The sequence below is a fragment of the Tatumella sp. UCD-D_suzukii genome, assembly GCF_000611875.2.
GTDB classification, from domain to species: Bacteria; Pseudomonadota; Gammaproteobacteria; order Enterobacterales; family Enterobacteriaceae; genus Tatumella; species Tatumella ptyseos.
Window position 1 is genome coordinate 140093 of record NZ_JFJX01000053.1, and the last position, 23695, is coordinate 163787.

A 23695-nucleotide genomic window follows, 5' to 3' on the forward strand; every position below is an offset into this window, starting at 1 on the left:
CTGCAGTAAAATGCTCCGCGATAAAATGCAGGTTCCTGAGATTCGCTCAAGCACATATACTGTGCCGCCAGCAATACTTTACGGTCCCGGACATTACTCTTAACACGCCCGCTTCAGGCACTAATATACTGAATAAATATGAAAAATAGCATTCGCGCGTTCGCTTCACTCGCACTGGCTTTAGTGGCTTATAGCCACTCTGCATTTGCCGTGCTTTATCCGTTGCCCCCGGCAAACAGCAGTCTTATCGGTGAAAACCTTGAGGTGACTCTTCCGCAGGACAATAAACTGCCGCTGGAGGCTTTCGCTTCTCAGTACCAGATGGGGCTGAGTAATATGCTGGAAGCCAATCCTAAAGTGGATGTCTACCTGCCGCAGGGTGGCACTAAGCTTATCATTCCTCAGCAATTGATCCTGCCGGATGCACCGCGCGAAGGTATTGTGATCAACAGTGCCGAAATGCGTCTCTATTACTATCCGAAAGGCACTAACAGCGTTGTCGTTCTGCCAATCGGTATCGGCGAACTGGGTAAAGATACTCCGCTGAACTGGGTAACCAGTGTCCAGCACAAGCGTCCTTTCCCGACCTGGACACCGACAAAAGCGATGCATGCAGAATATGCAGCTAATGGTCAGAACCTGCCGGATGTCTTCCCTGCCGGACCGGATAACCCGATGGGCCTGTATGCGCTTTATATTGGTCGCCTGTATGCTATCCACGGCACCAATGCTAACTTCGGTATCGGTTTACGGGTAAGCCACGGGTGTGTCCGTCTGCGTGCTGATGATATCAAATGGTTGTTTGAAAATGTGCCGGTCGGTACCCGTGTGCAATTTATCGATCAGCCCATTAAAGTTGCCGTAGAGCCTGATGGTTCACGCTATATTGAAGTGCATAATCCGCTGTCCACGACCGAAGCTCAGTTTACTTCTAATGCGGAAGTCCCGTTAACCATTACACCAGCGATCAGCAAATTTCTGACTGACCCGGGCATTAACCAGAACGTATTGAATGCTGCACTGAAAGCGCGTTCAGGGATGCCGGTGAAAATTAATGGTGTGGGGGGTGCGATTAATACGACACCACAACCGGTGGCAGAAACCTCTGAAGCACTGCCGAAAGAAGAACCGCTGACGCCAAACACCCCACAGGGTGCGAATATTATCACTGAGCAGCCTCAGGCAGCCACAGCCGGATAAATCCGCTTCTTCTGAGGTCTGACGAAAAGCCCCGCTTACTGCGGGGCTTTTTTTGGGCGGTGGCTAGCGGGAATGACCGTGATACCGTGCCGACCCGGACCTCTCTGCAGACGATACCAAAAGCGTCAGACCGGCTTGAGTGTGTTTCGCCGGAGTAACTGAATCATCAGCACTACCCCTCCGGCAACCACCAGCATTGCCGCCAGATAAACTGAGCGGATCCCGGCGAAATTCATCAGCAAGCCAGCCACCGGTCCGGTGATCCCCAGACCGAAATCCAGGAAGGCAGAGTAAGTTCCCAGGGCGGATCCCTGGCTTTGAGGTTCAACCTGTTTCACCGCCTCCACGCCCAGTGCAGGAAAGATCAGCGAGAAACCACAGCCGGTAAGAAAAGCACCGATATCGGCGCTCAGTACCGAATCCGCATGCCAGAGCAGAAACAGTCCGATCCCTTCCGCCAGAAAGGAGATCAGTGAAACCTTCAGCCCCCCGAAACGGTTGATAGCATTTCCGGACACCAGCCTTATGACGGTGAATCCGAGGCTATACAGCGTCAGCGTCACTGCTGCCCCGCCCCATCCGCGGCTGCTGAAATAGAGCGTGATAAAGGTAGCAATCACCCCAAAACCAATCGTCCCGGCGCTGAGTCCGAGCCCGAAAATCCACACCCGCCGGAAGACCTGGCTGAAGGGAACACGTTTAGCGACGGTCACGATAATGGCAGGCTTTTTACTGGCTAAGACAAAACCCAGCCCGCCCATGAACGCTACCAGCCCGGCAAAGCCACTGATCCCCATCCCCTGATCGAGTAATACTCCCAGAGGGGCACCAATCGCCATAGCCAGATAAGTCGCCACGCCGTTCCAGGAAATCACTCTGGCCGTATGTACCGGGCCGACGAGATTCATCCCCCACAGGGTTGCTCCCGTACTGCTGAAACTTTCGCCGAACCCCAGACAGATGCGTCCCGCCGCCAATAATACTAAGCTCAGCATCGGACGCCCGGCAACGATAGCTGCGATAATCGTCATCACCCCGCTCATTCCGCACAACACCAGGCCCAGCATAACGACTTTTTTCGGGCCGATACTGTCGGCCAGGCGACCACTTTGCGGCCGACTGATCAGCGTGGAGAAATACTGCAAACTGATAATAATGCCGGCAATAAAGGAACTGTAGCCAAGGTTATGGTGAACGAACCCGGGCAGTACCGCCAGGGGTAAGCCGACCGACAGATAGCAGAAGAAAGTGAAAATAACGACAGAGAGAATACGTAGGTTTAACTGAGTCCGGCCCAGCACTGCAGATTCAGCCATGATAAGTAAAATATCCGAAGAAAAAGAGTGAATCTTTTAATCATAGCGTCTGATGGCGCAATACGACAACCGTAAAACGCATTGTCTTCAGCACAGGCTATCGGCAGCCCGCGCAATCGCCGAGGCAATGAGCCCGGACGTCGCCAGGGGACGGACATCACTGAAAAGTCCGGTGGCTTGCGGATACGCTTTACGGAGATAGCCTAGCCACTGCTTGATCCGTGCGACATGATACAACCCGGTATCGCCCTGCTTTTCCAGCTGACAATACTTATTCAGAAGCTGTACTACCTGCGGCCAGGCCATAGGTGGCTCATTATATTTAATCACCCGGCTGAGGTTCGGCACATTCAGCGCCCAACGGCCCACCATCACATCCTGACACCCGGTCACCTTCAGGCATTGCATCGCACTCTGATGATCGCGAATTTCACCATTGGCAATAACAGGGATAGATAAACGCTGACGGATTTCACCAATCGCCGGCCAGTTAATGGCTTCTGCCTTGTAACCGTCTTCTTTCGTCCGACCGTGCACGACCAGTTCTGTCGCCCCGGCGCTGGCAACTGCATCGGCAATATCAAGGCATCGCGCACTGGAATCCCAGCCCAGCCTGACTTTTACCGTCACGGGTAATTCAGCGGGGACAGCCTCGCGCATGGCTTTCGCTGCCTGATAAATAACCTCGGGATCTTTGAGCAAAGTGGCACCGCCGCCACTCCCGTTGACCATTTTGGAAGGGCAACCACAATTGAGATCCACCCCGTAGGATCCTAATTCGACCGCACGGGCCGCATTCTCAGCCAGCCAGCCGGCATGCTGACCCAGTAGCTGGATCCTGACCAGGGTACCGGACGATGTCCGGCTGTTATGATGCAACTCCGGACAGAGCCGGTAAAACGATTTTGCGGGTAATAACTGATCCACCACCCGGAGGAACTCCGTAATGCACAGATCATAATCATTCACTTCTGAAAGAAGTTCCCTGACTAAAGAATCAAGCACGCCCTCCATAGGCGCCAGTAATACCCGCATAGGATCAGGTCCGTTCAGTCTTTTTCGGTCCCTGCGAACGACGTGGCGGCCGCGGGCTCGCATTATTCGTCCGTGGTTTACCGTTATCACCGCCTGGTTTGCGGGATGACTGACCGCGAGGGCCCTGTCCGCCGCCACCCGGACGACGATCACGTCCCCCCTGGCGACCATTCTGGATGGGTTCAGCCTTGATGGACGGATCCGGCTCAAAGCCAGGCAGTGCCAGACGCGGGATTTCACGTTTCAGTAAACGTTCAATATCACGCAGCAGTTTATGTTCATCAACACATACCAGTGATAAGGCAGCACCGGTGGATGCAGCACGGCCGGTACGACCGATACGGTGAACATAGTCTTCCGCCACATTCGGCAGTTCGTAGTTCACTACGTGAGGCAGTTCTTCGATATCAATTCCCCTGGCCGCGATATCCGTCGCCACCAGGACACGGACAGCGCCGGTTTTGAAATCAGCCAGTGCCCGGGTACGAGCGCCCTGGCTTTTGTTACCGTGAATAGCTGCCGCAGTAATACCGTCTTTACTCAGCTGTTCGGCCAGATGGTTCGCCCCGTGTTTGGTTCGGGTAAATACCAGCACCTGCTGCCAGTTATCACGACCGATCAGATACGAAAGCAGTTCCCGCTTACGTTTTTTGTCCACGAAGTGAACCTGCTGACTGACCTGTTCAGAGGCAGTATTACGACGGACCACTTCAATCAGGGACGGACGATCCAGCAGTTTTTCAGCCAGCGCTTTGATCTCATCCGAGAAGGTGGCGGAGAACAACAGGTTCTGACGGCGCGGAGGTAACTTAGCCAGTACACGACGGATATCATGAATGAAACCCATATCCAGCATCCGGTCAGCTTCATCCAGCACCAGGATTTCGACAGTAGAAATATCAACGGCATTCTGATGGATAAGATCCAGCAGGCGGCCCGGGGTCGCCACCAGGATATCCACACCGCCGCGCAGCTTCATCATCTGCGGATTAATGCTGACACCGCCGAAGACCACCAGTGAACGCATGTTCAGATAGCGACTGTATTCACGCACATTCTCCCCGACCTGAGCCGCCAGTTCACGGGTCGGTGTCAGGATCAATGCACGTACGGGGCGACGCCCTTTCGCCACCGCAGGGGTTGTAGATAACCGCTGCAGCATTGGCAAGGTAAAGCCGGCAGTTTTACCGGTACCGGTCTGAGCGCTTGCCAGTAAATCCCCCCCTGCCAGCACAACAGGGATCGCCTGACGCTGAATAGGTGTAGGTTCACTGTAGCCTTGTTCGCTGACAGCACGCAGGATGTCGGCGCTTAGGCCGAGAGATTCAAAAGACATGGGAAATAGTTACTCCGGAACGCCCTGACCGTAAATTTACGGCGCAGTTTTCAGGGGGTAGTGTTATGTGACTCAGGGATGAGTCAGTGGCAAAAACTACGATGCATAATACAGGCAGTCTACCAGAGTTAGGAGCACTGCGCGAGTGTCATTACCTATCAATAGCGCCGGTCTGTTAAAACCTGACCGGCCGTAGTGAACTGCCATCGTTAAGAAAGATTAACTGCGTTTGTTTTCGGTATGACGAACCGGCTCTTTCGCCAGTAAGGAAATCAGGGCCGGACCCACCAACATGACAACCCCCAGCGCCCCTACCAGTAATGGATTGTGGACCACCCGGGACAGTAAGAACAGAGTTAACATTGCCGCACCGAAATAATAAGTCGTGCTGGCTTCTTCAAGATAATCGCCAATCAGTCGCAGACGTGCGATACGCTGCGTTACCATCATCGCGACCAGTACGATGACGTAAGCCGCCACCAGACCCGCGCTGACTTCAGATAATAACTGGTGTTTCCATCCCCAAATCAGGAACACAACAACACTCAGATGCATTGCAATATGGAAGCAGGTTTGCCCAGTGATAATCTGAACACGGTTAGACCATTTCATTTTTCTCTCCTGGCAGACTGTTTAGCCGCCCATACACACCGGCATCGCCGGTCAGGATTATTCAGACTAATCCAGTTTTAAAAAAAGAGCCTGTTTTTTAATTTTTACGGGTGTTTTTTTGTGACTCAGACACCAGTTTTCGCTAATCCGGCTTAGACTCAGAAACGGCATTATGCCATAAAAATCACTTTTTTTGAATTTTTTGCAATTTTGCAAAATTCCGGCAGTGAGATATTCCTCTGCAACCCCCTGAATTCAGTACGCTGTAGCAGAATATTTTTTTATCGCTCCGCACGCCCTCAGAGCCTTCAAAATGCCGGGAATTAAGCATGTTGTTATACCGGGTTGCCGTGGCAGACAGGCAATAAAAAGGGGCCCTAAGGCCCCGGCACAAAATGAACAGGAATTAGCGGCGATTACCGAAGATCCGCAGCAACATCATAAACAGGTTGATGAAGTCCAGATAAAGCGTCAGCGCGCCGACGATGCTGTAACGACGCAGATTTTCTTTATCATCGATATTGATGTTCTCACCCATATATTTCAGTTTCTGGGTGTCATAGGCGGTCAGACCGACAAAAACCACCACACCAATGTAAGTAATGGCCCACATTAACGCCGGGCTCTTCAGCCAGTAGTTCACCAGAGAAGCCACCAGGATCCCGATCAGCGCCATAAACAACAGACTGCCCATCTTGCTGAGATCACGTTTTGTGGTGTAGCCATACAGAGTCATGGCACCAAACATTCCGGCAGTCACAAAGAACGTGGTGGCAATCGATGAATAGGTGTACACCAGAAAGATGCTGGCCATGGTCAGTCCGGTCAGTGCCGAATAGAGCATAAACAACCCCGTGGCAAGCGCCCCGCTCATTTTATGCACCAGTCCGGAAAGGACAAAGACCACCGCCAACTGAAGAATAATCAGGCCGAAAAAGGTGATCTGACTGGAGAAAACAAACTCCATGACCCGGGGCGTTCTGACAGCAAACCAGCTGACAAAGGCCGTCAGCAATAGCCCGCAGGTCATCCAGCCATAGACCTGAGCCATGTAAGTTTGCAGCCCGGTACCGGCCCGTTGTAACGCTGAATTATCCTGACGTTGATATCGCTCCATGCTCCACCTCATTACATAAGTAAACTGATGCCTAAGTGTGGCACAAATCACTGTGACTGTGCCAGTGAAGGGTTAACCCCGTGCCAGACATTGCCTGTAGCGGGTATTTACCCGCTCAGCATACCAAGCCGTGGTTAGCTGACGGGTAATTTTCGGACTTTCCAGTTCAATGCCTGGCAACCTGGCCCGCGGCAGCGGACGTCCGTTCTGTTTGTCTGCCAGCCGGAAGACTTGTTTCCAGACCGTGCTTTGGGAAAACTCAGGGTCTTCTCCCAGGGTCAGCTGATGACGAAGTGAAGAAGCACTGATCCCGAGGCGGCTCTGCAGGCTCAGCACCGCTTTTTCTGTACTGCCAACCCCGTCACCGTCATAACGGATCAGGTCACCGTCCAGCGCCAGTCTGCGCCCGGTTAATTGCATCACAGCCGCCTGGAACGCGGCATTCCGGCTGGCATACCAGCCGGCATTATAATCGGCAAAGCGATAAATCATCGACGGATAATCAACGGGGTAGCCCAGCAGATGGAGTGTTCCGAACCAGACACTGCCCCGACGACTGAAGACTTCACGGCGCAGTGTTTTATCCACCGGCCACGGGTAACCGGCAGCATGTTGTTCGGCAAAAGCAATACTCACCTGCATCGGCCCGGCGGTATGAACAGGATTCAGATTGCCAAACAGCCGTTGTCCCATCGGCACCGTACCGATAAGGTCATCAAAAATCGCACTCAGCTGTTGCTCATTACGCACCGAATGCAGGCGTTGAGCGTAACTTTTTCCATCCGGGGAAGGGATCTTCAGGGCCGTATCTACGACAAATTGCGGTATGTAAAGCGCTGCAGCCCGGCGATAAATCTCTTTCATCGCAATCGCTGGCAGACCATTGACCGGGGTATCTGCATTAAACCCGGACTCCTGCCCGGCAACAGCAATGACCGCACAAAGGTTTTGCGCTGACGGGGGAAGTTTCTGATGGCTGAAGGCCTGGTAGATATCTTCCGACCAGCCGGCTTTATCTCTGACCGCCGGCGGAAGCAGATGCTGAACCCGGGCTTTGACCACGGCTGGCTTTTCGGCCGGCACAGAAGGCTGATGCTGGCTGCAACCTGCCAGCGTCAGTAACCCGATGCACAGCAGCGCAGAATAATGTCGCAGACTGCCGCGACCCGGTAATAACGGCCGCAGAGCGCTGATCGGCGGGATCACGGCTAACATACTCACCGTGGATCTTCCCAGCGCTTAGCCGCCTGTTCATCACTTTCCCGCGAACTCACCCAGCGATCCCCCTGCGCAGTGGCTTCCCGTTTCCAGAAGGGTGCCTGCGTTTTCAGAATATCCATAATATAACTGGCCGCGGCAAACGCGCTGCTGCGATGCGCTGAACTGACGCCCACCAGCACAATCTCATCGCCCGGTGCCAGGCACCCTACCCGATGGATAATGGCGACCTGCTGTAAGGGCCAACGCTCCCGAGCCCGGGTGGCAATATCGTGCAGCACTTTGTCTGTCATGGCCGGATAATGCTCAAGCGTCAGGGTCGCGATGCTGTCACCGGCATTATGATTGCGCACTTTTCCGGTGAAGGTCACGATAGCCCCGTCTTCATCACTGGCTGACAGCCACTGGTAAACATCGGCGAGGGAGAACGGTGCTTCCCCGACCCTGATCATTGTCTTACTCGTCATCCCTTAACCTCCGGTTACAGGCGGAAAGAAAGCCACTTCGTCCCCGTCATTCAGGGGATGACTGAAAGAGACCAGGGTCTGGTTAACAGCCACCAGCAATTTTTCTTTTTCCAGTGCCAGGGCCAAAGGGTCATCCAGAGTCACCAGATGCTGATGTAACGCATCAACATCCGGGTAAACGGACGCGACCTTAAGTTCTGAACGTCCGGCCAGCTCACGAACGCGGGCAAAAAATAACACATTAATCATGGTCACCCGCCCTGAAATCTCCGGATTTACCGCCGGTCTTACTGACCAGCCTCACCCCGTCAATCACGATATCTTTCTGCACGGCTTTGCACATATCGTAAATAGTCAGTGCCGCGACGGACGCCGCAGTCAGCGCTTCCATTTCCACGCCGGTTTTACCGGTCAGCCGGCAAACGGCTTCAATGTGTACCTGAGCGCTGTCAGGTAACGGAGTCAGTGTCACTTCTGCTTTGCTGAGCATCAGCGGATGACAGAGAGGGATAAGCTCCCAGGTGCGCTTAGCGGCCTGGATGCCGGCAATCCGCGCCGTGGCAAAGACATCGCCTTTGTGGTGGCTGCCGTCAATGATCATCTGCAGGGTCTGCGGATGCATACAAACGTAAGCTTCTGCACGTGCTTCACGTACTGTCTCAGATTTGGCCGAGACATCGACCATGTGTGCATCGCCGGCACGGTTGATATGGGTGAGTTGGGACATAATCAGATTTTCTTAAGCTGAGAAACAAAATTACAGGGACGGGTGGTGGCATCGATTTGTGAGCAGATAATCCGCTCCCAGGCCTGACGACAGGCACTGGTGGAGCCGGGCAGCGCAAATATCAGTGTCTGATTAGCAAGGCCCGCCAGTGCCCGGGACTGCAGCGTCGCCGCGCCGATATCTTCGTACGAAACCATCCGGAACAGCTCACCAAACCCCTCAATAGTGCGGTCGAGCAGAGGTTCAATGGCCTCGGGCGTACTGTTTTTGGGATGGAAGCCGGTGCCACCGTTGATAATAATGACCTGCACCTGCTCACTGGCAATCCAGCGGGAGACACCGGCCCGGATAGAGTAACGATTATCAGGGCAGATAAGCTGCTCAGCTACCTGATGCCCCGCCTCACGGATAGCTTCTGCTAAATAGTCACCTGAGCTGTCCTGCGAGGCATCACGGCTGTCAGAAACGGTCATGATCGCCACGGATAACGGCACAAACTCTTTCGGGGATTTACTCATTCTGTCTCTCCTGATTATCCACCAATAAACGACAGGTTCTGCGTGATCCCGGTATTCCCCTGGTGCAGAAAATGGGTCTGTTTTTTCCGGCCCAGGCTTTGACGGATCCTGGCCAGTAATTCATCCTGATGCTGATCATCTGCCAGTAAATCGCGCAGCGGTATGCCGTGCTCACCGAACAGACAGAGGTGCAGGTTGCCGATGGCCGACACCCGCAGCCGGTTGCAGCTCAGACAAAAGTCTTTTTCATACGGCATGATAAGACCGATGCTGCCCTGGTAATCCGGATGGGAGAAGACCTGTGCCGGGCCATCATCTTTTGCCCTGGCCTGTAATTGCCAGCCCAGATGCAGCAGTTGCTGACGGATAACCTCTCCGGAAACGTGATGTTTTCTGAACAGTGCACTGCCCTCACCGGTTTCCATCAGTTCAATAAAGCGCAACTGGATCGGTCGTGATTTTATCCAGTCAAGAAACATGTGAAGCTGATGGCTGTTGAGATCTTTCATCAGCACGGTATTAACTTTAACCTGTGCAAAACCGGCCTCAAAGGCGGCATCGATGCCGCCCATCACCTGGTGCAGTTTATCCTGCCCGGTGATGGCATAGAACTGGCGGGCATCGAGGCTGTCAATGCTGACATTCACGGCGGTCAGCCCGGCATCCCGCCACTGCTGAATATCGCGCTGCATACGATAACCGTTGGTCGTCATCGCAATCTTACGCAGCTCAGGGTTTTCCCTGACCGCAGCGATGATTTCAGTGAAATCCCGCCGCAAAGAGGGCTCTCCCCCTGTCAGGCGGATCTTTTCCGTTCCGGCGGCTACGAATGCCCGGCTGACCCGGCGGATTTCATCCAGGGATAAAAAACCTTTATTACGGACAGACTGTGGCCGGTAACCCTCCGGCAGGCAATAGGTGCAGCGGAAGTTACAGACATCGGTCACGGACAGTCGTAAATAGTAAAAACGCCGGTCAAAGGTATCAATTAACGAAGACACAGGAACACCTTTCCAAGTCGGGAGATGCGGTCATTTCTTCCCGCACCCTGGCAGTTTGTGACTGCGGCCCGACCGCCATATTCGTGGAGAAACTTAGGTCAGACGGGCTTTGAGTGTAAATTATCCGTACAGATAATCGTCTGTCAGCGATTCTAGCGCGAAAGCACAGCCTGCACCATGCCGTTTGTCAGCCGGCATTTGATGTCAGACAGGTTAAACACAGATTTATCTTCTGTTCAATACACTATGCTTAACCGAAGATGTTGATTTATTCTACCCATTATCCTGTAAAACTTTTGCCGCTCAGGATGGCAGCTCATTTAAGGAGTGTTATGAACCGCACACTGGCAGATTTGGATCGTGTTGTGGCTATCGGTGGAGGGCATGGATTAGGCCGTGTTATGTCCTCACTCTCTTTCCTGGGCTCCAGACTGACCGGGATAGTCACCACGACAGATAACGGCGGTTCGACCGGCAGGATCCGTCGTTCAGAAGGCGGTATCGCATGGGGAGATATGCGTAACTGTCTGAACCAGTTAATCACCGAACCGGGTATTGCCTCTGCTATGTTTGAATACCGCTTCAGCGGCAATGGTGAACTGGCAGGTCATAACCTCGGTAATCTGATGCTGAAAGCGCTGGATAATCTGAGTGTGCGCCCGCTGGAAGCCATCAATCTTATCCGTAACGTTCTGAAAGTGGATGCTCTGCTGATCCCGATGTCAGAGCAACCGGTCGACCTGGTGGCCACTGACAGTAAAGGACAGGCTGTTTACGGTGAAACTGCCATCGATGCCATGACAGATACGCCTGCAACCCTTGAGCTTTGCCCGCAGGTTCAGTCAACCCGTGAAGCCATCGGCGCTATTGCCGAAGCTGACCTGATCCTGATTGGGCCCGGCAGTTTTTATACCAGTCTGATGCCGGTTCTGCTGCTGGAGCAGATGGCGACAGCACTCCGTCGGACTCCCGCCCCGATGATTTTTATCGGCAACCTCGGTCGGGAAATCAGTCCTGCCGGGACATTGAGTGTGGCCGATAAACTGATGAAAATGGAACAGGTCATTGGCCGTCAGGTGATCGATGCCGTGGTCGTCAGTCCCGCCACCGATACGGCGGGACTGAACGGGCGAACAATTATCCGGCATCCGCTGGAAGCCGGTGATATTCGCTACCGCCATGATCGCCAGTTGCTACATATTGCGCTGGAAAAAGCCGTTCAGGCCCTCAGTTGAGGGCCGGGAGGTCGCCGTAACCCTAAGATGTGGCAATAAACAATGCACGGAGTTCGTGTAATTCATCGCGGACCCGTGCTGCCTCCTCAAATTCAAGATCCATCGCGTGCTGCTGCATACGGGCTTCCAGTTCGCTGATCTTTTTCTGCATGGCCTGTGGCGTTAAGGCTGCATATTCTCCGCCGTTTCCGGCCACACCGCGGCCATTCTGTTTGTCCCGCGATTTCCCTTTCGTTTTCCCGGCCGACTGCCCCAGTTCCAGAATATCGGTCACTTTCTTGTTCAGCCGCGTGGGGACAATACCGTGCTCCGCATTCCAGGCTTCCTGTTTTTCACGACGACGTTCGGTTTCGTCGATGGCCCGTGCCATGGAGGGTGTGATGCGGTCGCCATACAGGATGGCCTTACCATTGATATTACGTGCGGCACGTCCGATGGTCTGGATCAATGAACGTTCCGAACGCAGGAAACCTTCTTTATCCGCATCCAGAATAGCCACCAGCGAAACCTCCGGCATATCCAGCCCCTCACGTAACAGGTTAATCCCCACCAGCACATCGAATTCCCCGAGACGTAAGTCGCGAATAATTTCCATACGCTCAACGGTATCAATATCCGAATGCAGATAACGGACCCGCTCACCATGTTCTTCCAGGTATTCGGTCAGATCTTCTGCCATCCGTTTGGTCAGTGTGGTCACCAGCACACGTTCATTCAGGGTCACCCGCTGACGGATTTCTGAGAGCAAATCATCCACCTGAGTCGCCACCGGCCGCACCTCAATAATCGGGTCAAGCAATCCGGTCGGACGTACCACCTGTTCTATCACTTCCCCGCCGGATTTTTCCAGTTCATAGGCCCCGGGCGTTGCAGAAACATAGATAGTTTGTGGTGCCAGCGCTTCAAATTCTTCAAATTTCAGTGGCCGGTTATCCAGCGCTGACGGCAGCCGGAAACCATATTCCACCAGATTTTCCTTACGGGCACGGTCTCCGCGATACATACCGCCTATCTGCGGAATAGTCACGTGAGACTCATCGACCACCAGCAGACCATCGGCAGGCAGATAGTCAAATAAGGTCGGTGGAGCCTCACCAGGTCCGCGTCCGGAAAGATAACGCGAGTAGTTTTCAATCCCGGAGCAATACCCGAGTTCGTTCATCATCTCCAGATCAAACTGGGTACGCTGCGCGATACGCTGCTCTTCCAGCAGCTTATTATTTTCCAGTAACACCCGGCGCCGGTCAGCCAGTTCGGTTTTAATCTCTTCCATGGACTGAACAATACGTTCACGCGGTGTCACATAGTGCGTTTTCGGGTAGACGGTGTAACGCGGTATCGTCTGTGCAATCTGCCCTGTCAGCGGGTCGAAAATCGATAACCGCTCGACTTCATCATCAAATAACTCTACCCGCAGGGCAATTTCATCCGATTCTGCAGGGAAAATATCAATCACCTCGCCACGCACGCGGAACGTTCCGCGCTGAAATGCCTGATCGTTACGTGTGTACTGAAGCTCGGCCAGCCGGCGCAGGATACTGCGTTGATCAATGATCATCCCGCGGGTCAGATGCAGCATCATTTTAAGATACAGATCCGGGTCACCCAGACCATAAATCGCCGAGACCGATGCCACCACAATAACATCTTTGCGCTCCAGCAGGGCCTTGGTGGCAGACAGACGCATCTGCTCTATATGTTCATTTACAGAGGCATCTTTTTCGATAAAGGTATCAGAACTCGGCACATAAGCTTCCGGCTGATAATAGTCATAATACGAGACGAAATATTCCACCGCATTGTCAGGAAAGAAGGCTTTCATTTCGCCATACAACTGTGCCGCCAGCGTTTTGTTGGGGGCAAGTACCATAGTCGGACGGTTAAGGTCCGCAATCACATTGGCGACCGTAAAGGTTTTGCCTGATCCGGTGACCCCGAGCAATGTCTGATGCGCCAGACCGTCTTCCAGACCTTCCTCCAGTTGCCGGATAGCGTCCGGCTGGTCACCGGATGGACTGAATTCAGAATGGAGTTTAAACACTTTGCTCATCGTATGCCTGCCTGTTGCGTTTGACGGTGCGGGGTAACTATTTTACTCGCTGACTGAAAATATGCCAATCGATACACTGTATATATAGCCAGTTCTGTTAAAAAAAACTTAACAGCGCAGACCCTGAAACAGACCCTTCCCCCCGCTAAACATCTCTCCGGTCGGGTTATCCACCGGAACTTTGTTCCTTTACCTTTTGTCAAGCGATTGTCATAAAGCCATGGCAAAATTCCGGGTGGCAATACGCGAAGACTTGCTTTTAATTAACTAGTTGAATAAATAAGAATAATAAGAAAAGCCCGGTTTACAGCCAGCCTGTTGCCAGCCCGCATATTTCCTTGCGTCAGCGCTGTTTTACGACGCTAATGCACATAGTTATCCACAGGAATGGTGGATAACTGATTTTAGCCCAGAGAGGACCTGCTGTGCATAAAGTGCAGGAGGTGGAAAATACCGGTTAAAAAATATTTTTTTAAGTTTTTTTTACCGTTTTACGACGGGTTTCATTGCATTCATAACCGCTGCCAGCGCGGTATTTTTGACTACAGTCAAGCCCCCTGACTCAGATTTTATCACTTTTTAGCCTTTTTGCTGCACCACGATACCTGCACTGAAGCACCGACAAAGTGCAACCATTTCTTAACCTGGCCCACAGGCGGGAAAAAACCGTACTGCAGGCCCCTGCGCTTTCAGGCAGGCTCACGATCCGGGGGGGTCGTAAAAGCTGGCCCGGATATTGCTTAATCAGGTAAAAGCTGTCGCCGGAGGGAGAGATGACACGGACTTGCTGTCCCGTGTTCATTCGTCAGGCCTTGTTTACTACGAGAGGAGTTCAACAGATGCTGAGTTTACGTGCTATCAATCAATTTTACGGTCAAAACCATACACTCTGGGATGTGGATTTGGATCTGATGCCAGGCTCATGCACTGCTGTGCTCGGTCAGCACGGAATGGGTAAAACCACCCTCGTTAACTGTATTATGGGGTATTTGCCGGTCAACAGTGGCACCATGACCTGGCAGGAAAAAAACGCCCCGCCCCGCGATCTGAATCTGCAACCTTCAGAACAACGGGCCGGGATGGGCATCGGGTATGTCCCTCAGGCGCGTAATATTTTCTCCCGGATGAGTGTGGAGGATAACCTGATGATTGCGCTGAAAGCCGCCCGCAGTAACGGACCACTGGCGATCCCGCCGATGATTTTTGACCTTTTTCCTCATTTGTATGACCTGCGCCACCAGCGTAGTGGCGACTTATCCCCGGATCAACAGCAGCAACTGGCCCTTGCCCGGGCGCTGGTATTACAGCCCAAGCTGCTGATCCTGGATGAACCGACTGAAGGTATGTCCCCCTGGCTGGAGGAAGATATGGGCAACCTGCTGCGTTGCCTGAATCATCAGTACGGTATGACCATCCTGCTGCTGGGGCAAAGAGTCTCCTTTATCCGTCGTGTTGCGGATTACTTTTTATTACTGCATCGCGGACGGAATGTGGCCACCGGCCGGGTGGCCCAACTGGATGAGGGAATGATCAATAAGTGGCTGACCTGATACTCTTCGGCAAATCAAGATAGCGACCGCAGGATGAAAACTCCGTATCGTCAGTTAAGTGCGGGATCTCCCCCAGCAAAGGCGCCGGAAGAGAGTGCATCAGTGTGTGCAGGTATGGCTGATGCCGGTATTGCGGCGGCTGTACATTGCTGGCTATCCAGCCCGCCAGCACCTGTCCGGATGCCTGTATCGCCTCCGCCGTCAGTAGTGCATGATTGATACAGCCAAGCTTCATCCCCACCACCAGAATAACCGGGAGTTGCTCACGGATAACCCATTCAGGATAAAGAAACCCTTCACCCAGAGGGGTAAACCAGCCACCTGCCCCTTCAACAGCAATCCAGTCCGCTTTGGTTTTCAGATGCTGTAATCCTGCAGACATCGCCTGTGCTGTTACCGGCCGGTTCTCCGCCTGACTGACTATATGCGGTGAGGTTGCCTCTGCGAAAGTTAACGGGTTAATCTCAGCGTAGTGCAGCCCCGACAGACTGTAGCGTTGCAGCAACAGCCCGTCCCGGTTACGTAATCCCTCCGCGGTCATCTCCGCCCCGGAAGCTACCGGTTTGTAACCCGCGGCCCGCCATCCCCGTTGCGCGGCTGCCTGTAATAACCCGCAGGTTGCCACCGTCTTGCCGGCATCCGTGTCGGTGCCTGTGATAAACCAGCAATTTTTCATCCTTTGACTCCATACAATAACTGATAACTTAACCGGTAGCCCTGTCCGTCTTTCGGCCAGGCGGCATCCAGCAGCGCAAGGCGATGCCGCGTTAACGGTTTGCCGGTGCTCCGCTGATGAAGATGGCTGGCACCCACCCCTTTCAGTGACCAGAGCGCGGATTTCGCATCCGGAAAATGCAATGTGATCGTTTCGCTGAACAGCGAGATACCATATCCGGCAGTCGCCTGCTCAACGGCCGCTTTTGTCAGGAAACGATTGATGTGCGTACTTCCATCCAGCGCCTGCCAGGCGAGATCAACCTCGGGTAGCGATCCCGCCAGCAGCGTGGAAAACCGCAAACCTCCGCCGGGGACTAAAGCGGACAATAACCGTCCAAGACACTGTTGCAAATTGCCGCTCCACTGCAACGCTAAATTGCTCCAGACCATGTCGAAACTGCCGGGTCCGAAAGGTAACGCATCCAGGTCGGCCTGCACGAAGCTGTCAGCCGCCTGCCGGTGTCGGGCAACGGTCAGCATCTGCGATGAAATATCCAGGGCAGTGACGTAATGCCCCTGACGGCGAAAATAGCGGCTGTACCAGCCGCTGCCGCATCCGGCATCCAGCACCCTCCCGTGTTGCGGGGGCGGTGCCATTTCCAGCAGACGATCCCCGCAAAGACGTTGCAGCATGGCATAACTATCATAAGTGGCCGCCGCCCGGCCAAAGGCCCGCCCGATGGCAGCTTTATCTATGTTCAGTTTTTCACTCATCTCAGCGGGCCGCAGCATACAGTTGCTCCGCTAATTGTCTGATTTGTTCCGGCTGATGAGCGGCTGAAAGCGTTATCCGTAATCGGGCACTGCCTGCCGGAACGGTCGGAGGCCGTATAGCATTGACCCAGACCCCGCCCCGGCGCAGGGTCATCGCCAGCTGCTGAGCCGCCTGATTATCGCCGATGATCAATGGCTGGATAGCACTTTCTGAAGGAGCCAAAGCCCAGGGGAGATCCGCTGCCAGCTGACGAAAGCAGGCAATATTCTGTTGCAGCTTCTCACGCAGCTCGTCTCCTCCGGCCACCAGCCTCAGTGCGGTGTCGATAGCGACCGCCTGTGCCGGGGGCATCGCGGTACTATAAATCAGATGCCTCGCTTTTTGTCGCAGGTAGTCTGCCAGCTCCGGCCCGCAGAGAATTGCGGCCCCGCTAATGCCCGCAGCCTTACCGAAAGTCACCACCAGGATATCCGGGCGGATCTGTTGCTGTGAGCAACTCCCGCGGCCCTGAGGACCACAAACGCCAAACCCATGAGCATCGTCCACCACCAGCCAGCTCCCCGAACGGTCGGCCAGCTGGCGAAGTGCGGCCAGAGGCGCCTGGTCACCGTCCATACTGAACACCCCTTCGGTGACGATCAGGCTTTCTCCGTCACAGGAAGAACGGAGTAATTGCGTCAGGCTGCTCAGAGAGTTGTGACGGAAACGGCGCAGGTTCGCCGGACTCAGATGCGCGGCCTCCAGAAACGAGGCATGCATCAGTTTGTCAGCCAGCAGCCGATCCGTTGCTTGTGCCAGTGAAAACACCAGAGCCTGATTCGCGGCAAATCCGGACTGAAACAAGAGCGCCTGCGGAAACCCCAGCCATCCGGCCAGCGTCTCTTCCAGCTGCTGATGAACCGGGGTATGCCCGGTCACATGCCCTGACGCGCCGGCACCGGCTCCCCACCGGCTAAGCCCCTGCTGCCAGGCAGAAATAATCTCCGGGTGATGACTCAGTCCGAGATAATCATTCGATGAGAAATGGTGAAATTCCGTCTCCCCGGCCCGAACCCGGCCCCCGGCCAGCGGAGTAACAGGGAGCCGCGTCCGCCAGAGTCCGGCATTCCGTTGCTGCTGAAGCTCCTGAGTCAGGCGTTGCTGCCAGCTCATTGCGCCGCCGCGTTATAAAACATCGGGGTATCGGCGGTGAGCAATGCCTGCTTTAGCGACTCTTCCCGTGCCCTGTCCCCCTGGTCGGTATCACTCTGCTCCGGCCTGAGCCCCAGTTTACGGAACAGTTTCATGTCATGATCTTCTTCAGGATTCGGGGTTGTCAGTAATTTACAGCCGTAAAAGATGGAGTTTGCGCCGGCCATAAAACACATGGCCTGAGTCTGTTCATTCATCTGTTCCCGCCCTGCAGAAAGCCGGACATAAGAGGATGGCATCATGATGCGCGCGACTGCAATGGTGCGGATAAAATCAAACGGACAGACATCTTCGTTGTCGGCCAGCGGGGTGCCTTTCACTTTCACCAGCATATTGATGGGGACACTTTCCGGCGGCACCGGCAGGTTCGCCAGCTGAACCAGCAGCCCGGCACGATCGTTAACGGTTTCCCCCAGCCCGACGATCCCCCCGGAACAGACTTTAATGCCGGCATCTCTGACGGTTTCCAGGGTATCCAGACGTTCCTGATAACTGCGGGTCGTGACGATACTGCCGTAAAACTCAGGAGAGGTATCCAGGTTATGATTATAAAAATCCAGCCCGGCCCCGGCTAACCGCTCCGCCTGTGCCGGGGTCAGGGTACCCAGCGTCATGCAGGTTTCCATACCCATCGCTTTCACCCCGGCAACCATCTGTTCCAGGTAGGGCATATCCCGATCGTGCGGATTTTTCCAGGCCGCCCCCATACAAAAACGGCCGGATCCGGCCTCCCGCGCTTTACGTGCTGACGCCAGGACTTCCTGCACCTCCATCAGCCTTTCGGATCCCAGACCGGTCTTATAACGGGCACTCTGCGGGCAGTATTTACAGTCTTCCGGACAGGCACCGGTTTTGATCGACAGTAAGGTACTGACCTGTACGCTGCCGGGATCAAAATGTTGCCGGTGGATCTGCTGAGCCTCAAACATTAGCTCCAGAAAGGGTTTTTCAAACAATGCGTTGGCGCGGGATAAGGTCCAGCGTTGTGACATGACATGCTCCGGATAGTTAACAACCACGATGATTATGCGTATACTTGTAAACTAAATCTTTTAGTTTTGGTTTACAAGTTTATGTTAACAGCCGAAGATCTTCATTTTGATCGTCAACACATCTGGCATCCCTATACTTCGATGATCGATCCCCTGCCCTGTTATCCGGTGATTTCTGCACAAGGCTCGACATTGACGCTGGCCGATGGCCGCACCCTGACCGAGGGGATGTCGTCCTGGTGGGCAGCAATCCATGGCTATAACCACCCGCGACTGAACAGGGCCATGACAGAGCAGATAAGCCGCATGTCTCATGTCATGTTTGGCGGCATTACCCACCCGGCAGCCATTGAACTGAGCAGAAAGCTCGTTCGTATCACTCCCGACGGGCTGGATAAGGTCTTTCTGGCCGATTCAGGATCTGTGGCGGTGGAAGTCGCGATGAAAATGGCCGTCCAGTACTACAGCGGTGACCGCCAGCCACGAAAGAAGTTTATGACCATTCGTCAGGGCTACCATGGGGATACGTTTGCCGCCATGTCGGTGTGTGACCCGGACAATTCGATGCATGCCTTATGGAAGGGCTATCTGCCCGAACATCTGTTTGCCCCGGCCCCGCAAAGCCGTTTCACAGGCCCCTGGCAAAGCGGGGATATGCATGAGACACAACAGTTACTTGAGGCGCACCATGCCAGCCTGGCCGCGGTGATCCTGGAGCCTATTGTCCAGGGGGCCGGGGGCATGCGTTTTTATCATCCCGATTATCTGCGCCGGCTTCGTGAATTATGCGATCATTACGGGGTATTACTGATCGCCGATGAAATTGCCACCGGATTCGGACGTACCGGCCGGTTATTTGCCTGTGAGCACGCGGGGATTTCCCCGGATATTCTTTGCCTGGGGAAAGGACTGACCGGGGGGACGATGACACTCTCTGCGGTACTGACCCGTGAAGCGATCGCGGAAAAAATCAGTCTCAGTCCTGCCGGTTGCTTTATGCATGGGCCGACCTTTATGGGAAATCCGCTGGCATGCGCTGTCGCCTGTGCCAGTATTGAACTGCTGGAAGAAGGTCACTGGCCGGCGCAGGTGGCCGCTATTGAACGCCAGCTCTGCACAGAACTGATGCCGCTAAAGGGCCATCCTCAGGTGGCTGATGTCCGGGTATTGGGTGCTATCGGGGTGGTGGAATGTCATCAGCCCGTAAAAATGGCCGATATTCAGCAGTTTTTTGTCAATGAAGGGGTCTGGATCCGCCCGTTCGGCCGGCTGATTTACCTGATGCCCCCTTATATTATTCAGCCGCAGGAGCTGGCACAACTGACCGGCGCTATCCGTAAGGCCATAGAAAAACCTGAGCTGTTCGGTCACTGACCGGCATTGCACCTTTGGCCACACGGGCCGGGATCATCGCCCATTCTGCACCCGCGTTATCCGTCAACGCTACGCAACGCATAACCTGTATTCGCCCCCCGCAGGACACTGTCCACGGAGAACGGCAACAGTTTAGTGACTCACCGGGAGCCGCCTGAGGCAGCGGCTCCCGGTGTTCTGTTTCCGGCCGGGGCCAGAAAACTAAGCCACATCCGGTGAATACAGTGTCACCCACATCGGGCCCTGGCCTACCGCATAGCGGTTGAGAGGCGTGAGCAGACCATTCTGCTGAGAAATAGCATAGACTTCGATGTGATGCGATTTCTGTCCGGCAGCAATCACAAACCGGCCCTCGCCGTCGATATTAAAGCCTCGGGGTTGTGTTTCGGTCGGCTGGTATCCTTCAATGGTCAGTGCTGCACCGTCGGCGCTGACAGAGAAAACGGTGATCGTACTGCTGGTACGGTCACAGGCATAAAGGAAACGGCCATCCGGGGTGAGATGGATATCCGCAGCCCAGCGCGTGTCATTGAAATCGTCAGGCATCATATCCAGAGTCTGCACGGTTTCTGCGCCCTGCGGAGTCAGTTTTAAGACGCTGACCGTGCTGTCGAGTTCATTCACCAGATAGGCATACTGGCCGGCCGGATGAAACGCCATATGGCGGGGGCCCGCACCTGCGACTGTTGCTATCTCTGCGCTGGCAGGTTCGGTCAGCTGATGTTCATGGCTCCAGCGGAATGCACAGACTCTGTCCTGCTTCAGGGCCGGAGCAAACAGCAGTGAGTCATCGTTGCTGATATTGGTGGAATGGCAGCCGTCCAGCCCACTGATCACCTGACTGACGTCCTGCGGTGATCCCTGAGCATCCAGCGGAGTAACGCTTATCAATCCGTCATGATAAAACGCGGTGAACAGAGCATTCCCCGCGTGATCCGTGGAAAGATATGTCGGGCTGCCCGGAAGTGCTGCCTGTCCGGCTTCGGTCAGACAACCATCAGCGCCGATAGTATAAGCGATAACGCGGAATTCGGGACGTACGCCCACATAAAGCACCGGTTTAGTCGGATGAACGACCATTGGCTGTACCTGCCCGTTGACATCAATCACCTGCAATAAAGTCAGCGCTCCTGCCTCAGAGAGTTGCCAGACATGAATTTGCTGACTTTCGGGGCTGGCGGTATAAATAACTTGTTGCATGTATTCTCCTTACCTGGAATATGTCTCTTTCGGGTTCACCCCACTCTATCGCAATATGCCACCGCAAAAAATGATTTATTGATACCCACTTTTTTGGTAGCACTTCCGCTGCCGGGTTAAACTCTGTGAAACTCATCAGGAGCAGGTACAGATTTTATGAACTATCGCGTTATTGCCCTCGATCTGGACGGAACGTTACTGAATTCCGCAAAAACTATCCTGCCGGAAACCCTGGAAGCGCTTCACAAAGCACAGCAGTCCGGCGTTGACATTATTCTTGCTACCGGCCGCCATCACAGTGCAATTCACCCGTTTTATCAGGCACTGCAGTTAACCACCCCGGCGATCTGTTGCAACGGGACCTATCTGTATGATTATCCGCAGCAGCAGGTCTTAGCCAATGATCCGATGACCGTCGGGCAGGCAGAGAAGATCATCCGTAGTCTGGAAACGTATCGCATCACGGGGTTACTTTATGCGGATGATGCCATGCTCTACCAGCAGCCAACCCCGCACGTGATACGTACTCAGGCGTGGGGCGAAAAACTGCCGGAAGCTCAGCGCCCGGTCTTTCGTCAGGTCCCCTCCCTGAGTGAGGCGGCCCGTCAGGCTAAACGGTTATGGAAATTTGCCCTCTCTCATCAGGATACTCAGCAACTGCATGCCTTTGTACAGCACATCACCGACGAAGCCGGAGTGACCTGTGAATGGTCCTGGGTGGACCAGGTCGATATTGCCCAACGGGGAAACAGTAAGGGAAAACGCCTGCAGGAATGGCTGACAAGCCGTGGACTGTCAATGCAGGATGTTATTGCTTTCGGGGATAACTACAATGACCTGAGTATGCTGGAAAGTGCCGGTCTCGGTGTGGCTATGGGGAATGCGGATGATGCGATTAAAGCCCGGGCCGGATGGGTCATTGGTGATAATAATCATCCGTCGATTGCCGAAGCAATATATCAGAAGGTTTTATAAGATAGCACGGTTCACCGATACGGCCTGCCCCTGCGGACAGGTCGCATCACGTCAATCAGTGGGTCGTCGAATGAGACGCCTGGTCATTATTACGGCGGGAACCTGAAATCAGGTTAAACAACTCACCCAGCACGTAAATTAACCCAAGCATAACGGCCGTCACGACCGGTACCATAATAATGGCCATCAACAGGCTTTGAAGCAGTTCCAGCATATGAACCTCAGTCTGTTTATAAAAGAGGTAGTTTATCGACTGCCCCGGGGAATGCCCATTGCTTTTTGTGCTTTTACATTTCATTACTGCGTAGCTCACCTGTCCTGCCGATGACACGAGTCAGGTGAAATCCACAAAGGAATTATCATGCAGGCAAATATCTCTCTGGTGATCCATCTCAGCAACAAGCTGTTTGCTGACCCCCGGCGGATCAGGCTGCTGCTGGCGATTGAAGAGACCGGTTCTATTTCACGGGGAGCCCGGCTGGCGGAAATCAGTTACAAAACCGCCTGGGATGCGATTGATGCAATGAATACCCTGGCTGAACAAACCATTGTCGAACGGGTTGCCGGGGGAAAAGGCGGTGGCGGTGCCCACCTCACGGTCTATGGCCGACGGATGCTCCGGTTATATCAGTTACTGGAACAGATCCAGCAGAAAGCATTTGATGTGCTGCAGGAAGACAACCAGCCTCTGAACAGCCTGCCGGGTGCTATCTCACGCTTCTCATTACAAACCAGTGCCCGTAATCAGTTGTCCGGTACCGTCGCCGATCGCCACTCAGACGGTGTGCTGGAAACCATCACGGTATTACTGAGTGATAAACATACCCGTGTGCAGGTAACTATCACTCACGGGAGTGGCGAACGGTTACAGATAATGCCGGATAAAGAGGTGCTGGTGCTGATTAAGGCGCCCTGGCTGAAAGTACATCACCGCCCGGCCGGGGAGGAAAATCAGTTTCCGGTGACGATTTCCGCGATCACACCCGGCCACACCGGCACCGAAGTTCTGATGCAACTGGCAAACGGCGAGACTCTCTGCGCTACCCTGCCCCCCGGAGAGACAAATTTCACCGAAGGTCAGCCCGCCTGGGCCAGTTTCGACGCCGCCAATGCCTTACTGGCCAGCCTGAATTAATCTTCCCGGAGAAG

General features: G+C 54.1%; 24 protein-coding genes and 1 riboswitch. Of the genes, 6 read left to right on the forward strand and 18 right to left on the reverse strand.

Annotation, left to right across the window (positions count from 1 at the left end; translation table 11 throughout):
- Positions 1-138: 138 nt before the first annotated feature.
- Complete coding sequence (locus CG67_RS10525; protein ID WP_051170826.1) at positions 139-1200, forward strand: L,D-transpeptidase family protein; 1062 nt, start codon at positions 139-141, stop codon at positions 1198-1200.
- Between the two features lie 125 nt (positions 1201-1325).
- On the opposite strand, the gene CG67_RS10530 is transcribed toward CG67_RS10525, so the two are convergent.
- The 11 genes from CG67_RS10530 to moaA all read right to left on the reverse strand — a co-directional run bounded on the left by CG67_RS10530 (position 1326) and on the right by moaA (position 10547).
- Positions 1326-2516, reverse strand: coding sequence for an MFS transporter (locus CG67_RS10530; protein ID WP_025902910.1), 1191 nt, complete (start codon positions 2514-2516; stop codon positions 1326-1328).
- Between the two features lie 87 nt (positions 2517-2603).
- Positions 2604-3551, reverse strand: a complete 948-nt coding sequence (gene dusC, locus CG67_RS10535) for a tRNA dihydrouridine(16) synthase DusC (RefSeq protein WP_025902911.1) — start codon at positions 3549-3551, stop codon at positions 2604-2606.
- A gap of 4 nt (positions 3552-3555) precedes the next feature.
- The gene (gene rhlE, locus CG67_RS10540; RefSeq protein WP_025902912.1) at positions 3556-4887 is read right to left on the reverse strand and encodes an ATP-dependent RNA helicase RhlE; all 1332 of its coding nucleotides are present in this window, start codon (positions 4885-4887) and stop codon (positions 3556-3558) included.
- 219 nt (positions 4888-5106) lie between these two features.
- Positions 5107-5499: a YbhQ family protein gene (locus CG67_RS10545; RefSeq protein ID WP_025902913.1), complete on the reverse strand. Its 393-nt coding sequence runs from the start codon at positions 5497-5499 to the stop codon at positions 5107-5109.
- A gap of 406 nt (positions 5500-5905) precedes the next feature.
- Positions 5906-6616 carry a Bax inhibitor-1/YccA family protein gene (locus CG67_RS10550; RefSeq protein WP_025902914.1) on the reverse strand — a complete coding sequence of 237 codons (711 nt, stop codon included), beginning with the start codon at positions 6614-6616 and terminating at the stop codon, positions 5906-5908.
- A 72-nt stretch (positions 6617-6688) separates the two neighbouring features.
- Positions 6689-7831: a DUF1615 domain-containing protein gene (locus CG67_RS10555; RefSeq protein ID WP_025902915.1), complete on the reverse strand. Its 1143-nt coding sequence runs from the start codon at positions 7829-7831 to the stop codon at positions 6689-6691.
- Positions 7832-7833: 2 nt separating this feature from the next.
- Positions 7834-8301, reverse strand: coding sequence for a molybdopterin synthase catalytic subunit MoaE (gene moaE, locus CG67_RS10560; RefSeq protein WP_025902916.1), 468 nt, complete (start codon positions 8299-8301; stop codon positions 7834-7836).
- Positions 8302-8304: 3 nt separating this feature from the next.
- A complete protein-coding gene (gene moaD / locus CG67_RS10565; protein ID WP_025902917.1) occupies positions 8305-8550 on the reverse strand; it encodes a molybdopterin synthase sulfur carrier subunit in 246 nt (81 codons plus the stop codon).
- Complete coding sequence (gene moaC / locus CG67_RS10570) at positions 8543-9028, reverse strand: cyclic pyranopterin monophosphate synthase MoaC (protein ID WP_025902918.1); 486 nt, start codon at positions 9026-9028, stop codon at positions 8543-8545. The genes moaD and moaC overlap by 8 nt, the downstream gene beginning before the upstream one ends.
- 2 nt (positions 9029-9030) lie before the next feature.
- Positions 9031-9546 (reverse strand): molybdenum cofactor biosynthesis protein B, encoded by a 516-nt coding sequence (moaB, locus tag CG67_RS10575; RefSeq protein WP_025902919.1) that lies wholly within the window; start codon positions 9544-9546, stop codon positions 9031-9033.
- A gap of 14 nt (positions 9547-9560) precedes the next feature.
- Positions 9561-10547, reverse strand: coding sequence for a GTP 3',8-cyclase MoaA (gene moaA, locus CG67_RS10580; RefSeq protein ID WP_025902920.1), 987 nt, complete (start codon positions 10545-10547; stop codon positions 9561-9563).
- A riboswitch (molybdenum cofactor riboswitch) is annotated at positions 10537-10675 on the reverse strand. Its footprint overlaps the gene before it by 11 nt.
- A 204-nt stretch (positions 10676-10879) precedes the next feature.
- Between moaA and yvcK the strand changes: the two genes are divergently transcribed.
- Positions 10880-11782 carry a uridine diphosphate-N-acetylglucosamine-binding protein YvcK gene (gene yvcK, locus CG67_RS10585; protein WP_025902921.1) on the forward strand — a complete coding sequence of 301 codons (903 nt, stop codon included), beginning with the start codon at positions 10880-10882 and terminating at the stop codon, positions 11780-11782.
- A gap of 22 nt (positions 11783-11804) precedes the next feature.
- On the opposite strand, the gene uvrB is transcribed toward yvcK, so the two are convergent.
- Positions 11805-13832: an excinuclease ABC subunit UvrB gene (uvrB, locus tag CG67_RS10590; protein ID WP_025902922.1), complete on the reverse strand. Its 2028-nt coding sequence runs from the start codon at positions 13830-13832 to the stop codon at positions 11805-11807.
- Between the two features lie 839 nt (positions 13833-14671).
- On the opposite strand from uvrB, the gene CG67_RS10595 reads away from it, so the two are divergent.
- Positions 14672-15382, forward strand: coding sequence for an ATP-binding cassette domain-containing protein (locus CG67_RS10595; protein WP_025902923.1), 711 nt, complete (start codon positions 14672-14674; stop codon positions 15380-15382).
- Here CG67_RS10595 and bioD read toward each other — a convergent pair.
- The 4 genes from bioD to bioB are packed head-to-tail and all read right to left on the reverse strand — an operon-like array spanning position 15363 to position 18997.
- Entirely contained in the window at positions 15363-16058 is a 696-nt protein-coding gene (gene bioD, locus CG67_RS10600; protein WP_025902924.1) for a dethiobiotin synthase, read from the reverse strand. The two genes, CG67_RS10595 and bioD, sit on opposite strands and share 20 nt — an antisense overlap.
- Positions 16055-16831 (reverse strand): malonyl-ACP O-methyltransferase BioC, encoded by a 777-nt coding sequence (gene bioC, locus CG67_RS10605; protein WP_235501128.1) that lies wholly within the window; start codon positions 16829-16831, stop codon positions 16055-16057. The genes bioD and bioC overlap by 4 nt, the downstream gene beginning before the upstream one ends.
- Complete coding sequence (bioF, locus tag CG67_RS10610; RefSeq protein WP_025902926.1) at positions 16815-17966, reverse strand: 8-amino-7-oxononanoate synthase; 1152 nt, start codon at positions 17964-17966, stop codon at positions 16815-16817. The genes bioC and bioF overlap by 17 nt, the downstream gene beginning before the upstream one ends.
- The gene (bioB, locus tag CG67_RS10615) at positions 17963-18997 is read right to left on the reverse strand and encodes a biotin synthase BioB (RefSeq protein WP_025902927.1); all 1035 of its coding nucleotides are present in this window, start codon (positions 18995-18997) and stop codon (positions 17963-17965) included. Before bioB ends, bioF begins: the two co-directional genes overlap by 4 nt.
- A gap of 81 nt (positions 18998-19078) precedes the next feature.
- On the opposite strand from bioB, the gene bioA reads away from it, so the two are divergent.
- Positions 19079-20371: an adenosylmethionine--8-amino-7-oxononanoate transaminase gene (gene bioA / locus CG67_RS10620; protein ID WP_025902928.1), complete on the forward strand. Its 1293-nt coding sequence runs from the start codon at positions 19079-19081 to the stop codon at positions 20369-20371.
- Between the two features lie 201 nt (positions 20372-20572).
- On the opposite strand, the gene pgl is transcribed toward bioA, so the two are convergent.
- A complete protein-coding gene (gene pgl, locus CG67_RS10625; protein WP_025902929.1) occupies positions 20573-21571 on the reverse strand; it encodes a 6-phosphogluconolactonase in 999 nt (332 codons plus the stop codon).
- A gap of 156 nt (positions 21572-21727) precedes the next feature.
- On the opposite strand from pgl, the gene CG67_RS10630 reads away from it, so the two are divergent.
- On the forward strand, positions 21728-22546 hold the full coding sequence (locus tag CG67_RS10630) for a pyridoxal phosphatase (RefSeq protein WP_025902930.1): 819 nt from the start codon (positions 21728-21730) through the stop codon (positions 22544-22546).
- Positions 22547-22601: 55 nt separating this feature from the next.
- Here the strand turns inward: CG67_RS10630 and CG67_RS10635 are convergent, their stop codons facing one another.
- Complete coding sequence (locus CG67_RS10635; RefSeq protein WP_025902931.1) at positions 22602-22760, reverse strand: AcrZ family multidrug efflux pump-associated protein; 159 nt, start codon at positions 22758-22760, stop codon at positions 22602-22604.
- Between the two features lie 147 nt (positions 22761-22907).
- Here CG67_RS10635 and CG67_RS10640 point away from each other — a divergent pair, with 147 nt between their 5' ends.
- Positions 22908-23681 (forward strand): TOBE domain-containing protein, encoded by a 774-nt coding sequence (locus tag CG67_RS10640; protein WP_025902932.1) that lies wholly within the window; start codon positions 22908-22910, stop codon positions 23679-23681.
- Positions 23682-23695: the final 14 nt, after the last annotated feature.

Coding starts and splice junctions, on each gene's coding strand:
- CG67_RS10525 (WP_051170826.1), top strand. CDS start 139: ATGAAAAATAGCATTCGCGCGTTCGCTTCACTCGCACTGGCTTTAGTG.
- CG67_RS10530 (WP_025902910.1), bottom strand. CDS start 2,516: ATGGCTGAATCTGCAGTGCTGGGCCGGACTCAGTTAAACCTACGTATT.
- dusC (WP_025902911.1), bottom strand. CDS start 3,551: ATGCGGGTATTACTGGCGCCTATGGAGGGCGTGCTTGATTCTTTAGTC.
- rhlE (WP_025902912.1), bottom strand. CDS start 4,887: ATGTCTTTTGAATCTCTCGGCCTAAGCGCCGACATCCTGCGTGCTGTC.
- CG67_RS10545 (WP_025902913.1), bottom strand. CDS start 5,499: ATGAAATGGTCTAACCGTGTTCAGATTATCACTGGGCAAACCTGCTTC.
- CG67_RS10550 (WP_025902914.1), bottom strand. CDS start 6,616: ATGGAGCGATATCAACGTCAGGATAATTCAGCGTTACAACGGGCCGGT.
- CG67_RS10555 (WP_025902915.1), bottom strand. CDS start 7,831: ATGTTAGCCGTGATCCCGCCGATCAGCGCTCTGCGGCCGTTATTACCG.
- moaE (WP_025902916.1), bottom strand. CDS start 8,301: ATGACGAGTAAGACAATGATCAGGGTCGGGGAAGCACCGTTCTCCCTC.
- moaD (WP_025902917.1), bottom strand. CDS start 8,550: ATGATTAATGTGTTATTTTTTGCCCGCGTTCGTGAGCTGGCCGGACGT.
- moaC (WP_025902918.1), bottom strand. CDS start 9,028: ATGTCCCAACTCACCCATATCAACCGTGCCGGCGATGCACACATGGTC.
- moaB (WP_025902919.1), bottom strand. CDS start 9,546: ATGAGTAAATCCCCGAAAGAGTTTGTGCCGTTATCCGTGGCGATCATG.
- yvcK (WP_025902921.1), top strand. CDS start 10,880: ATGAACCGCACACTGGCAGATTTGGATCGTGTTGTGGCTATCGGTGGA.
- uvrB (WP_025902922.1), bottom strand. CDS start 13,832: ATGAGCAAAGTGTTTAAACTCCATTCTGAATTCAGTCCATCCGGTGAC.
- CG67_RS10595 (WP_025902923.1), top strand. CDS start 14,672: ATGCTGAGTTTACGTGCTATCAATCAATTTTACGGTCAAAACCATACA.
- bioD (WP_025902924.1), bottom strand. CDS start 16,058: ATGAAAAATTGCTGGTTTATCACAGGCACCGACACGGATGCCGGCAAG.
- bioC (WP_235501128.1), bottom strand. CDS start 16,831: ATGCTGCGGCCCGCTGAGATGAGTGAAAAACTGAACATAGATAAAGCT.
- bioF (WP_025902926.1), bottom strand. CDS start 17,966: ATGAGCTGGCAGCAACGCCTGACTCAGGAGCTTCAGCAGCAACGGAAT.
- bioB (WP_025902927.1), bottom strand. CDS start 18,997: ATGTCACAACGCTGGACCTTATCCCGCGCCAACGCATTGTTTGAAAAA.
- bioA (WP_025902928.1), top strand. CDS start 19,079: ATGTTAACAGCCGAAGATCTTCATTTTGATCGTCAACACATCTGGCAT.
- pgl (WP_025902929.1), bottom strand. CDS start 21,571: ATGCAACAAGTTATTTATACCGCCAGCCCCGAAAGTCAGCAAATTCAT.
- CG67_RS10630 (WP_025902930.1), top strand. CDS start 21,728: ATGAACTATCGCGTTATTGCCCTCGATCTGGACGGAACGTTACTGAAT.
- CG67_RS10635 (WP_025902931.1), bottom strand. CDS start 22,760: ATGCTGGAACTGCTTCAAAGCCTGTTGATGGCCATTATTATGGTACCG.
- CG67_RS10640 (WP_025902932.1), top strand. CDS start 22,908: ATGCAGGCAAATATCTCTCTGGTGATCCATCTCAGCAACAAGCTGTTT.